Origin of the sequence: Methylobacter luteus IMV-B-3098, assembly GCF_000427625.1 — a bacterium.
Classification (GTDB): Bacteria; Pseudomonadota; Gammaproteobacteria; order Methylococcales; family Methylomonadaceae; genus Methylobacter; species Methylobacter luteus.
The window spans coordinates 1155914-1169111 of sequence record NZ_KE386569.1 but is presented as its reverse complement, the minus strand read 5'-3'; the positions used below and the strand labels follow the sequence as shown (position 1 = coordinate 1169111).

Annotated in this window: 9 protein-coding genes; 4 read left to right on the top strand and 5 right to left on the bottom strand. The window is 50.4% G+C overall.

The window, feature by feature from the left end; genetic code table 11:
* The first annotated feature begins 278 nt into the window (after window positions 1–278).
* A complete protein-coding gene (locus METLU_RS26655) occupies window positions 279–1061 on the top strand; it encodes a TIR domain-containing protein (protein ID WP_051299815.1) in 783 nt (260 codons plus the stop codon).
* A gap of 102 nt (window positions 1062–1163) precedes the next feature.
* Here the strand turns inward: METLU_RS26655 and METLU_RS0107210 are convergent, their stop codons facing one another.
* Both METLU_RS0107210 and METLU_RS0107205 read right to left on the bottom strand, forming a co-directional pair.
* Window positions 1164–2282, bottom strand: a complete 1119-nt coding sequence (locus METLU_RS0107210; protein ID WP_027157626.1) for a methyltransferase — start codon at window positions 2280–2282, stop codon at window positions 1164–1166.
* Between the two features lie 8 nt (window positions 2283–2290).
* On the bottom strand, window positions 2291–2911 hold the full coding sequence (locus tag METLU_RS0107205; protein ID WP_027157625.1) for a TetR/AcrR family transcriptional regulator: 621 nt from the start codon (window positions 2909–2911) through the stop codon (window positions 2291–2293).
* A gap of 288 nt (window positions 2912–3199) precedes the next feature.
* Here METLU_RS0107205 and METLU_RS0107200 point away from each other — a divergent pair, with 288 nt between their 5' ends.
* A complete protein-coding gene (locus tag METLU_RS0107200; RefSeq protein WP_027157624.1) occupies window positions 3200–4750 on the top strand; it encodes a hypothetical protein in 1551 nt (516 codons plus the stop codon).
* Between the two features lie 340 nt (window positions 4751–5090).
* Window positions 5091–7310 carry a pentapeptide repeat-containing protein gene (locus METLU_RS0107195; RefSeq protein ID WP_027157623.1) on the top strand — a complete coding sequence of 740 codons (2220 nt, stop codon included), beginning with the start codon at window positions 5091–5093 and terminating at the stop codon, window positions 7308–7310.
* A gap of 381 nt (window positions 7311–7691) precedes the next feature.
* On the opposite strand, the gene METLU_RS0107190 is transcribed toward METLU_RS0107195, so the two are convergent.
* On the bottom strand, window positions 7692–8636 hold the full coding sequence (locus tag METLU_RS0107190; protein ID WP_027157622.1) for a hypothetical protein: 945 nt from the start codon (window positions 8634–8636) through the stop codon (window positions 7692–7694).
* A 524-nt stretch (window positions 8637–9160) separates the two neighbouring features.
* On the opposite strand from METLU_RS0107190, the gene METLU_RS0107185 reads away from it, so the two are divergent.
* A complete protein-coding gene (locus METLU_RS0107185; protein ID WP_027157621.1) occupies window positions 9161–10855 on the top strand; it encodes an ABC transporter ATP-binding protein/permease in 1695 nt (564 codons plus the stop codon).
* A 74-nt stretch (window positions 10856–10929) separates the two neighbouring features.
* Here the strand turns inward: METLU_RS0107185 and METLU_RS0107180 are convergent, their stop codons facing one another.
* The gene (locus METLU_RS0107180; RefSeq protein ID WP_027157620.1) at window positions 10930–11310 is read right to left on the bottom strand and encodes a hypothetical protein; all 381 of its coding nucleotides are present in this window, start codon (window positions 11308–11310) and stop codon (window positions 10930–10932) included.
* Between the two features lie 658 nt (window positions 11311–11968).
* On the bottom strand, window positions 11969–13198 hold the full coding sequence (locus METLU_RS0107175) for an MFS transporter (RefSeq protein ID WP_036243599.1): 1230 nt from the start codon (window positions 13196–13198) through the stop codon (window positions 11969–11971).

Sequence of the window (13198 nt, the reverse complement as noted above, 5' to 3'; positions counted from 1 at the left end):
CGGGGATGGCGTCCGGGTAAATTCAACAAACATCGACATCCGATGATCACTCATGCTCCTTGCATGACTAAGAGTTAAAAAAATGGTGATGGTTCAAAATGGGGATTGGGGTATAACGTGGGTGCCACTCATGCGGCGCAATACGCTGGCGCTATTGCGCCCTACGGTTTGTGCCTTGCCGAGTTTGCATTTGATGGATATTTTAATTAAATGCTCAGATTGTGAAAGAATGTAGAATATCCAGATTTAGATAATAATTGTTAGGCTTAGGAGTACACATGACACCCGAGCAAGTGATTGCTGAAGTCGAGCGTTACGAAGCGGAACTAGCCCGCATTCACATTTCATTCAAGAGGACGCGAGACGGTATTTATATCGCTGAAGGGGACGAAGCCCTCTATCGACAGTACGTGCATGAGTTGATTGATCTATACAACGACGCCTTAGGTAGAAATTCGTATTCGGCTCAGATAGCACATGAATTCCAGAACGGGTTTGGCTATCTAGGATCTGCATCTTTGAAGGGAGTCGAGAACATTTTAGCAGTCATCCGCGCCTCTTTGACACGACTACGTAGGAATCCAGAGATGCTCAGTCAGAAACAGAACCAAGAGGTCGCTCGAAAAAGGGAGAATGTTTTTCTTATCCACGGACGTGATGAAGCAAAATGGCGAGAGCTGAAAGACATTATCCAGACAGAGTTTCACCTAAATCCAATCATTTTGATGCAGCAACCCGACGCCGGAGCAAAGACCGTAATTGAAAAGTTCGAGCACTATGCGGAAACTTGCTCCTATGCGATCGCAGTATTCACGCCAGACGACGAAGTGTCGTCCGGTGGAGAAACTTATCTCCAAGCGCGGCCTAACGTCATCTACGAACTCGGTTGGTTCTGTGGACGTCTCGGTCGTGGCAACGTGATGCTTCTCTTGCGTGAAGGCACTTCCATGTTTTCTGATTTCGGAGGAATTATTCAGAAGCGCTTCACAACCAACATTTCAGAGAAAGTCGTAGAAATTCGCAAGGACTTGGAGGCCGCCGGTGTTCTTCCTACCACCTAACCCGGTAAGGCGCCATCCGTAGGGCGCAATAGCGCCAGCGTATTGCGCCGCATGATTATCACCCGAGTCCCTGACTTCGTACCTCGGCGCATCCTATCGAGTTCATTGTCCCAACTGCAGCACAAGTATCTTCGCGAACGATTGCAGGCCCACTTGCTCTTCCAGTACCAGGCCGCTTCTGTCGAACAATCTCAACCATTCCTCGAGCGTCCTTCCCCTGCCACGGGTACCCATGAACAGCTGCATGTCGAGTGAGGCACTGGCAAGGTCGGGCCGCGATTCGGGCAGAACCATCTCCATCAGGGCAATGCGGGCGCCCGTTCCGGCGCAGGCGCCGGCAATATTGCGGAGGGCCTTGACGCAGCTATCGTCATCGAAACCGTGCAGGACGGCGCTGAGCAGGTAGATGTCCCTGGCGCTCGTCGCTGCCGGAACCGATTCGAATAGATCGCCGGCCTGAAAGCTCAGGCGGGCGAGCAGCGCCGGCGCCTCGCGCCCTGTCCAATGTTGCTCCGCTTCACGGACAACTTGGGCGCGGTCCACCACCAAGGCTTTCAGATGCGGATGCCGTTTCAGGATAGCAAGGGATTTACTGCCCTTTGATCCGCCGACATCAATAACGCGCTCGAAACGCCCCCAGTCGAAGTCCAGCGCGAAGCTGTCGCCGGTCAGCGCTTCCACGCAGTCCATCGCCTGCGAGAACAAGCGATCGAATTCGGGATGGCTATCCATATAACCAAACAGTTCCTGTCCGTGCGCAAGCTGAAATGGCACATCCCCGCTCTGTACACCCTTTTCCAGTTGTTCGTACCATGGCCGGCTCATCTCTTCCGAATTGTGCATCAGAATCATTGCGCGCACGCTTTTCGGATGGTCCTCCCGCAGATAGGCGGAAAGACCATTATTGCTGAACACGCGAGGCGATACTTCCTCGAAAACACCCAGTGCCGCCAGCATCCGAAGCAACCGGTAAGTGGCATCGGGGTCCGCGGAAACGCGAGCGGCAATTTCATCTGCCGTGAGGTGTTCATCTCCCAGCACTGTGGCTATATCGAGCTGGGCAGCGGCGTAAAGTGCCCGCGACTGCCAGAACGCCGAGCCGATCTGCATCAGGCGAAACGGCGGCGGCGTAATCCGGTTCGGGATGTTTTGCAGCCAGCCGGCGAATTTCATCAATCTGGAAAACCGCCGAACGGCTCCGGCATTTTTCTGTAACGACATATCATCCCCTATTCGTGCATGGCCGGCGCAAGGCCCATCGTAAAAAGCCGTCCATTGAAACGGGCCAGGTCTTCGATGAACGCTGCATCCATCGCTTGGCCCATTTGTTCCTCGAAAATGTCTTTCAACAGCATCGGCGTCATGGCCAGGCTGACGAATGCCATCCTGAGAATGTCCGGGTCTACCGTTGGATCGATCAGCCCCTGCGTTTTTAAGTCGACTACTTTCCGAGCGCCCCGTGTGCGCCCTCGTTCCAGCAACTGTTGGATAAAACGCCGCCCCGGACCCTGGTTCAGCGCCAGCACCTTCAGGATCAGCTTGGGAAATTCCGGTCGTTTAGTCATAGTGTCGTAATAGAGGCGAAGGAAGCTCGTGAATCCCTCCGTCGACGACAGCATCGGACCGTCCAGCACATCCAGCAACGGGCTCAGCGTATCCCGGATCATTTCCTCGTACAGGCCTTCCTTGCTGCCAAAGTAGTACCGGATCATGGAAATGTTGGCATCGGCCTTTTCGGCAATCAGCCGGGTAGTAACCTTGTGGTATTCGTCGGCTAAAAAGCATTCCAGAGCCGCCTTGAGCAGCCGTGTCCGGACGGGGTCGGGAAGTTGTTTGTGGGCCATATCCATCGCGTTCTCCTATAGCGGGTGTGGAAAGAAGCTTAGCATCCGCATGCCGGCATCAACAGCATTTTCGCCAATCAATTCACGTGGTTTGATTGACTGGCGAAATAAAGTTGAACAAGAAGCCAATGGTTCAAATGGGCATTGGGAAGTTTACTTGACCTGCAATGCATTGCTTACGTGTAGGTTTTCTTACCACTAGACGTCACTCTCCCATAATGTCATGTTGTAGGCTTAACCGGTTAAATCTCTTACTCCTCTAATCATTGCCTACAATAGAATAAGGAGACGATTATGGTATCGAACCGCTCACTGCATGTGACCTTTGTTAACTGCGGCAGACTCTTCATAGGCGCATTTCTAGGCAGTTGGTTCACGCTTGCCCTGGCTCAGGACGCCGCCACGCGCAAAGATGCTGTTGCTGCTGCGCAAACACCGGAAGAAGTGCCCATCGAGCGCGCCGAGCAGAAGAAAAGCCAGCATGACCACTCGGATATTTTCAATGCGACCAAGGCCAACCCCTCCTCGTCAGTTTTCAAGGAACAACCGAAGCAAGGCAAAATCTCAGGCTTCGATTTCTACAGGGATCCGCTGAACGCCGACAAGCCGTTCCAGGAACCTACGGCTATCATGCAGAAGGAGATTGATAATAAAGCGGCTGTGATGTCGGCCCAGAAAGAATTGCTGGAGCGCCGGTATAATCTCAAGCCAAAGTTTGACCCGGAGGCCAAGATGTCGCGGGGCAAGCCCCTGGTAGTGGGACCTACCGCCAGACTGGCCGACGATATGAGCTGGGATGAGCTGGCGTCGCTGGAACCTGATGAAATCAAGGAGCGCGGAGTTTTTCCCTACCCTTCGCTGCCGCATCCGTTGCAGTCCAATGGCGGACAGGTTTTCCCCAAGATGCAGATCAAGATGTTTCCGCGGCTCGAGCGCTTCGATGTGGAATTTGACCTGCCCGAGGCGTTTCTGCCCGAGTTTCCACCCGCTATTTTCCTGCACAACCGGCCCGAGCTGGGTGATGTATCGCGCGGGGAGGTGGTGTCGATCAATAATTTCTACCGATTGTTCAAGGACATCCTGACCCCCGTTCAGCTCAACGGGCTGCAGTTTCTGCTAACGCCGTTTCCGCAGGAGGAATTCAATCCGACCGATGACCGCAAGAGCGTCCAGCCCAGCCTCGGCGTCACCTGCTTCGATTGCCATGTCAACGGCCACACCACAGGGCAGTTTCACCTGAACCCGGACGATCGGCCACAGGAGCGGCGCTTCCGGCTGGATACCACGAGCCTTCGGGGAATGTTCAACCAGCAGATCCACGGTTCCAAGCGCAGTTTGCGCTCGGTCGAGGATTTCACCGAGTTCGAGTTCCGCACCGCCTACTTCAACGGCGATCCGATCCACGCCATGAAAAAAGGCTTCCCGATCCTCGACCGCATCCATGTCAGCCACATGGCGCAGTTGCAGAATATGCTCGATTTTCCTCCCGCGCCCAAGCTTAACCCTGCGACTGGCCGGCTTGATCCCGCCAAGGCGACCGAGAATGAATTGAATGGCGAGAAGATTTTCTTCGGCAAGGGCCAGTGCAGCAACTGCCATACCCCGCCGGCCTATCTTGACCACCAGATGCACGATCTGCATCTTGAACGCTTTTTGAAAGACGAGCCCGGCGACGGCCCGATGAAGACTTTCACCTTACGCGGCCTCAAGGATAGCCCGCCTTATCTGCATGATGGCCGGGCGCTTACGCTTGAAGATACGGTGGAGTTTTTTAATCTCGTATTGCAGCTTAAACTTGAGTCCCAGGAGAAGCAGGATCTGGTTGCTTTCATGCGCCAGTTGTAGCTGACCGCAAAAGCTGACCCTATTCAGGCGGGACGGGCATGTTGTCCCGTCCCGCCAGCTGTAGGGTCGAATTCATTCGACCCGAGACAATGCCGGCGTGCCGGCATGGACATGTAGGTGCGAATTTATTCGCACAGTGCGAATAAATTCGCACCTACAATTCCCTGATTTATTCAATGCTCATTACTAAGTTAAGACTTGTTCCGTTCGCCCTGAGCTTGTCGAAGGGTGAGCATATGAGGTTGTACAGTTAAAATTTTTAACTTTATTCATAATAAAGAATTAACTCAGTTGATTTATACTCAAAAATCAACTACCGCAATAATCCGCGTTAACCGCCATGTCCAGCCCTGCATTGCCACCCAGACAAGAAACCTCTCCGCATATCGAAAAACTGCTGGAAGCGGCCAACTCCGCATCGCAGTCGGTGTCAGCTCTTCATATCGCATTCATCGCGTTTGCCGCCTATCTCGGCATCATCGTCTGGGGCACCACGCACGAAGACCTGCTTCGCATCAGCCCGGTCAAACTGCCGATTCTGGATGTGGAATTGCCGCTGACCACCTTTTACGCCTTCGCGCCGTGGATGGTGGTCCTGCTGCATTTTAACCTGCTCATGCAATTGGAACTGCTCTCCAACAAGCTCTGGAATCTGGACCGCGACCTGCCCGCCACGCCAACCGGGCAACAAATACGCGATCGCCTGTTCATCTTCCCTTTCACGCATCTCATTGTAGGGCGCTCCGATGTCTGGCTGATCCGCTGGCTGCTGTCCCTGATAGTCGGCATTACGATCATTGCCCTGCCCTTGTTTATGTTGCTGGCGGCGCAGATTCGCTTTCTGCCGTTTCACGACGAAGCCATCACCTGGTCTCAACGCCTCTCGGTGTGGACCGATGCAGCCATGCTGCTCGCCTTGTGGCCGCTCATCGCCTCGCCCGAGGACAGGGCGCGGGAATGGTGGCAAAGCTTTGCTTTCAGGCTGGTGGGTTATTGGCCTGCATGGATTCGATATTTAACTATCATCGGATGGAACCGACTGGCGCGCTTGATTCAGCGCCATTGGCCGAACCGGCACTTTCGTGAAATCGTCCCTCCGTCCATGCAGCAGACCGGAACTGAACCCAAGGGCATGGTTGTATTACTGATCTCGGTGCCGTTAGTGGTTCTGATCAGCATTGTCGCGGTGGTCCCCGGCAGCATTACCGTGCAGACTTATTACTCTCCGGCGAATGACAAGTCCCGGAATGACTCGCCTGAGGATACTCCTTTTTATTTAGAAGACTGGCTGATCCGAAGAATGCCCGAGTCATGGCTGAGCGTTGCCGCCCATAAATATGATGCTGTTTCCTGCACTTCACTGGCACAGGCTGAAAAGACCGATGCTTCTATTCTTCAGGTAGTGCTTGGTCCCTGCTCCTGGTTCAATCTGGATCTTTTTACGCGCAACCTGAACCTTAGAGAAGCCCGGCTCGTACCGAAAGAGGTTTCCCTGTCTCTGCTGACGCGTGCAACAGACCCGAACAAACAGATTCGCGACGCGGCCTTCAAGGAATTCGACGGGCTTAATTTACAGAATCGCGATCTGCGCTTTGCCAATCTCTTCGGGGCCATGCTGCCCAAGGCCGATATCCGGCATGTCCAGTTGCAGGGCGCGATCCTGCTGAAAGCGAAACTCCAGGGCGTGATCGGCTGGGACAAGACGCAACTTCAGGGCGCCATCCTGGGCGGGACGCAGCTCCAGGGCGCGGGCTTGATCGAGGCGGATCTGCAGGGAGCGGATCTGCGCGGAGCCGATCTTCAGGGCGCGGACCTGAGCTGGGCAAGCCTGCGGAGCGCGGATCTGCGCGGTGCGAATCTGCAGGCTGTGGATCTGCGCGGAGCTGATCTTCAGGGTACGGACCTACGCGGGGTGAAACTGCAGGGCGCAAACCTGCGCAAGGCGAATTTGCAAGGCGCGAACCTGGTCTACGCCGATTTGCAGGGCGCGGACTTGACCTCGGGGGAACTGCAGGGCGCAAAATTGCTTGAGGCACAGCTTCAGGGGAGCGAGTGGACGGATGCCAATCTCGACGGCCTATTTATCGCAGGCAGTTCGTGGTCGGATTGGGACGATCAGCAGCAGCGCAAGCTGGAAGCGGCGCTCAAACAGTTGCTGGACGCTGAAAAATTCAGCGCCTTCGAGGCACGTATGAAGCGCGCCGACACCGGCCTGTCACCAGGCAAAGCGGCCAGCCGAAAAGCCTGCTACAGCGATAATCGAGCCTTATTGAAATGCGAATACGATGATCCGGCGCAACTGAGCGCTTATCGTACCAACGTGCTGCACCCGAAGCTGATCGAACTGGCTTGTTCGGATGTTTCAATTGCCGCGGGCATTGCAAGACGCAGCCTCGATAACGCCGAGGACAATGATCCCGATTTTGGCTTGGCGGCCGCTCTGCTCAAAGTGCTGGATGGGCCAAAACCCTGTGCGGGCCTGGCGGCTCTGCCGGAACAATTGCAACATGAATTGCGGAATGCGGAGAAACTTCAGAAAAACGCAGGCAAGCCCGAATGATATGTGAAAGCCTGGACCTGTCCTGCCAATTTACAAAATTGGCTTCAACGGCACAGGATATTGGCTGTCTCAGTTCGACCGAGGGTGTGTCAAAACGCGTGACTATATCTATCTGAAGTGAAAATTACTCCACTAAACGGCTTAAAATGAGCGCTTTCTTAATGATTAGCTCCTTAGTGATCGGTATTCAGCTCGATAACTGGCATCATTAAACCACTGACTTTTCGATTTCTACGTTTTGACACACCCTGGACCCAAAAGAGACATTCGGCGATACTGAGTCACTTTAGACATGATTTTATCTATTGCTATGCGTTTCCCAAAATAGTTGCCGGATTTATTCCATTCCAGTTAAATTGGCTAAAATTTGAGAAAGTTATTTTATTCAATAAAAAGCTCAATACATTTTTCTCTGGCTGAGGCTGGAGCAAAAATAAAATCTTTATTTTCGGCGACTTCTTTTCCTATGGTGCCATAAAGTTTTTCTTTTTCCATCTCCCATCGTGTCTTGAAATAGTCGAGAAACAGCTCTGCCATATTCCAGCACTCCGATTCGAACGAAGTCTGCTCGCTGAAATTAAGCCCCGTTTCCCAATGCAGATAAGGCATTTTCGAAACCGGCTCGGTTAAATAATAGCTGCTATAAACTTCAACTTTTCTGGACTCTTTGCGGATGATAATGAATAGAGGAATGCAGGGCAGGCCGTCGTAAACAAAAACGCCTAAAGACCCCGTTATCTTATTTCCTATACGATTAATCACATCTTCTAGTGTAACTTTGAATAATTTGGAGTATTCGTTGAATTCGTGCGGGTTAAAGCCGGTCGTTTCCGTTGCGCGCAATTCGCCGATGCGGCAATCAGCTTTTAAAATCAACATCCTGAAATGCACGCCATTTTTTATCCCATTCTCCAGTTCCCGCGATTTGTTTTTGAAGCGAGGGTCGAAGGTGATCAGCCAATAGACATAATCCCCCGGTTTTAATCCTTGCATAATTTGGCTGAAATCGAATTCTTTATTGGTGATACCGGAAAATCCTCTTTTAACGGAATTCAGCAAAATACTATCGACGTACTTGGAAAGGGTTTCACGCAAACTTATTTCGGCTTCCTTGTGCTCTTCAGCAGCGATAAACCAGTGATGAAAGTAACCAACCGAAACGACGACGGATACGAACAGGCCAAATTCCGAAATGATTTTGAATATCCATTCATATTCTTGATAGGCAGGATTATGGACCAGCCCCTCAAATAACTTATAAATCGTAAATCCACCGAAAATTAGCACTAGCGATAAGAGCCATTTGAGCTTTTTAGTAGTGGTCATGATTTGTGCCTATTTTGGAAAAGGGTCATCCTAAGTATCCTCCTCCGGTAATACATTGCCAATACCCTGGAGAGAGTCAATCAGCAATCCAATTCGGATGAAAATACAAAATGGCCGAATAGTGACATCAACCACAATGCATTGAATAGGCCGGCGGATGAAGGCATTTGATCAGAAATTTACGGTTTCGGCATCAATTACAAAAGTCCGGTTTTGGCACAACTACGTCAGTCAATCGACAGGCAAAAAGCGACCTAAATCGGCCTTTCACCACAGTGGCTTAATCGGCGGATTAGTGCCGGATGACGGACAGTCGTTAATGTCAGATAGCCTTCGCCGAATAATCTAAATGATCAACTGGAACCTGATGTTCGCTGCCGTATCCCTTGCTGTACGCTGTCATGCTAGCCGTCATACAGAAACTTGACCGACCCCAAATTCAATTTCAAGTTATGATTTGCTCGTCAATATAAGATGATAGAGGCAATCTCTAAACAGAGTTACGTCTCGGGAGGTGATCATAAATGAATCATAAAAAAAATTTTTTTACTACGTTTATGAAATTGGCCGGCTCTTACTGGACATCCAAAAACTGTTTAATAATATGGGCAGAGACTGTCTTGCTGATTGTACTGACGGTGATGCAAATTAAACTGGCTGTCTATATTACCCAATGGAATGCCGCTCTTTTTGATGCGATTGAACAACGATCAATGGCTGGCGTAAAAAGCCAGGCCGTCATATTAATCCTGATCTTCATTGGCAGCATAACAATCGCTACAGTCCATTTAATCGTCAAACGGCGCTTATTGATTGGATGGCGGACATGGCTGACCGAAAAAGTCATTTCCAAGTGGATTCAACAAGGCCGCCATTATCAGATAACTTTTTTGTCCCCAAGTGATCATGATAATCCGGACGGCCGCATCGCGGAAGATATTCGTATTGCTACTGAAGACGCTATAGCGCTAAGCCATTCATTGTTTTACTGTTTACTGATGTTGGCGAGCTTTAGCCAAATTCTTTGGGGCATTTCCGGAAAAGTTGTATTTGAGTTTGGAAACGTTTTGATTCCAGTGATGGGATATCTTGTCTGGATTTCGATCAGCTACTCAATCTGCGCTTCGATTTTAGGCTGGTGGATGGGGAAACCGATGACATCGGCCACTCATACAAGACAAACCAGAGAGGCTGATTTCCGGCACAATCTGATCGATATTCAAAATAATTCTCAAGCCATCGCCTTGATTCGAGGCGAAACCAACGAACAAGAGCGGCTGTTAGATTCGTTTCGAGCAATTATCGGGTCCTATGCCGAACAAACGAGCGCTTGGATTCGGATTCAATTATTTACGTCGGGTTACTCAGTCGCATCCATGGCCTTGCCGATTTTAGTTGCATCGCCTCGTTATATAGCCGGTGCAATTTCATTAGGCATGTTGATTCAGTCCGTCCAGGCCTTTCAGCACATGGTTTCCGCTTTGTCGTGGCCGGTCGATAACATGGCCCAAATCGCCAAATGGCGAACATCGGTCGAGCGGGTTTTAGGGCTCATGGACGCCCTTGATCATCTGGAGCATGACATTTCACCGCTGAATTCACGCCAGATCCGTGTGAATGAAGCCAATGTTTCGGCGCTAACGTTTAATAACGTCAGGCTGGAAGATCTGAAAGGAGAAAAGCTTTCAATCGTTTTCAATGGTGAAATCAAAGCGGGAGAGCATGTGCTGATTTCCGATCAGGCCAACAATGGCCCCAAGCTGTTTAAAGCGATTGCCGGTTTATGGCCTTGGGGATCTGGCCAGATTGAAGTACCTTCTGGTCAGTCGACATTCTTTATGCCGCCAAAGCCATACCTTCCTGCAAAATCATTATTTGATGCCATTTGCTACCCAAAACCCAAGGCAGCGTTTGACCAAGCCGAAGTAGAAAAAAAGCTTGAGCAGGTGGGTCAAAAAGCCCTGATCAATCAATTGAACCAGGTCGATGCCTGGGAAGACGTGTTGTCAAACGAACAGCAGCAGTATTTGGGTGTTGTTCGCGCGTTATTACATCGACCGCAATGGCTTTTCATTCAGGAAGCCCTCGACTCGCTGCCCCCTAATGACGAAGAGAAGATGCTCAAATTATTGGCCCGCGAGCTACCTCATGCAGGCGTTCTCACGATTACTCATCAGCCGTCCGCTCAGGCTTTTCATCAACGCAAGCTCAAAATTTAGAAAGCGCTGAGGTTACCGGTAAAACCCTTGAAAGATTAAGTCTTTTCAGAGAAGACTAACGCAAGCTCAAAGGTTTAAACAATATGTTCCCAGTCTACTTTACTTGGCTTCGGTTTTTCTCTTTCCGGTCTAATGTCTGGACTCTTCAACTCCTCAGAACATTGCTTAATATTTTTTGTCTCGTTGACCAGGTAATTTTTAGCCTCTCTGGTATCAAACGCGATGTCTTTTTTCTGTATGGCATCAAGATCGGTATAGGTTGTCTTTCCTACAACCCCCCATAAGGCAAGGATCATCATCACCATAGATAAAAAGGGCGCAGATATCATTGAAAATTTGATGAGTCCCAACAATAGATTTCCAGCTATAGCTGCCCCTTTCTGTAGGTGTATTTTCCTTATACTCAAGGACACTTCTAAAGAAGCGATAGCAGCATTAATTATCTTTGTGTTCATTTTTGTCTCCTTGAAATGATTTGTCATCTCACCGGATACAAATTACCAATCTTAAATTTTATTCAAATCCCTTGCCAACCATTCCATGTCGGACAGTTTTTTCTTCATCTTCCAAAAAAGAGGATTCCATCCAATAGGCTTTGATATTGGCAAATTATCCAGGTCCTCATAATCAATCTCTTTATAATCAATCTGATCGACAAAGACAACGTTGGTTCATCAAAGAGCATCCCTCAAGCCTGTCCATGCGCTTCGCCTTCATTCCGGTATCATCTCCAGGCTTATCAACTACTAGCGGCCTACGTTTCTCCAACCATCACAGCAATAACCGTTGCTTAGGGCTTTATCGAGTTGCCGTTTGCAGTATGGGCCGGAGTCTGGGGCATTGCTGTCTAACCCTGCGCTCAACCGGCCTGGGCGAAAAGTAGTGCAGGCCGGTGAATACAAACGTTGAATGACAGTTTTCAAAGTTTCATCTGACCCTCACTAATAATTATTGAAAGTCCGGTTTTGGCACAACTACGTCAGTCAATCCACAGGCAAAAAACGACCTAAACCGGTCCTCCAAACCTTATTTCCTTGGAAGTCTGCATGTGTATGCTTAGTTGGCATCGATAATTTTCAGATTTGGTGCGGTAAAACTGACGATGACAAATGTTTAAACGCGAATCCTCAGGACAATGAGCGTTGCCAATAATGCGAATAGTCCCGAGCATAAAAACGCCAGATTGTAATTCCCGAGAACACTATGCAGAAAACCTGCCGAATAAGCGGCTAATGCCGCCCCTATTTGATGGGCGCAACAGATCCAGCCAAATACTACCCCAACATTGCGTTTACCGAACAAATCGGCGGTCAGCGCTGAAGTGACCGGAACAGTGGAAAGCCAATTGAGTCCGTACACCACAGAAAACAGCATGAGTTCTGCGTTGGATTCGACAAACGGCAATCCGATCAAAGAGATGCCGCGTAACATGTAGTAACTCGCCAATAGCCGACGATTGTTGAAGCGGTCGCACAGCCAGCCTGACAAAAGGGTGCCTAATATGTCGGTTGCCCCCATCAAGCCTAGCGACATTGCCATGGTGATTTCGGTAAAACCATGCTCGATACCATGGGGGATCAAATGGGTTTGAAATAGCCCTGAGGTTGTAAAGCCGCAGATTGCAAAGCTAATCGCCAATAACCAAAACTGGCCTTGAACGATTACTGTATGCATTGGATTAGACTCAGCCGTTGCAGTCCGGGTTGCCGCTTCATTCTGGCCCAAAGCCTTTAGTCCTTTCTGCGCAGGTTCGTCAACCAGCCATAATGCTGACGACGGCAACACCAACAAACCCATCAGTCCCGTCAAGAGCAGAAGTGCAGGCCGCCAACCGTATACCATGTCAATCTGCATCACCCATGGCGTAAAGATAAGCTGCCCAGAGGAAAACGCCGCGCCGAGAATACCCAGAGCAAGACCGCGTCGTTCCACAAACCAGCGGTTGACCAAAGCAGAGCCCAACACAATGGAGGTGCCGCTGGCTCCGATGCCAGCGACGATCCCCCAGAGCACGTAGAACTGCCAAATTTCCTTAATGAGGGTGCACAGCCCCGCTGCCAAGATTAGCAGCGCAATACTGATCAAGCAGACACACTTTGCTCCATAGATATCCATCCATCGCCCCAGCCACGGCCCGGATAGACCAAACAACAATAAATTGAGAGCTACTGCGCCACTGATTGCATCTCGACTCCAACCGAATTCGTGTTCCAAGGCTAACATTAAGATGCCCGGTACGGCGCGAAGCGCAGCGGCGACAAACAAACACAGGAATGTCACCGCTAATACGACCCAAGCATAATGTAACCGACGCGGTTGAGCGAGGGCCGCGGTTATGCTCAT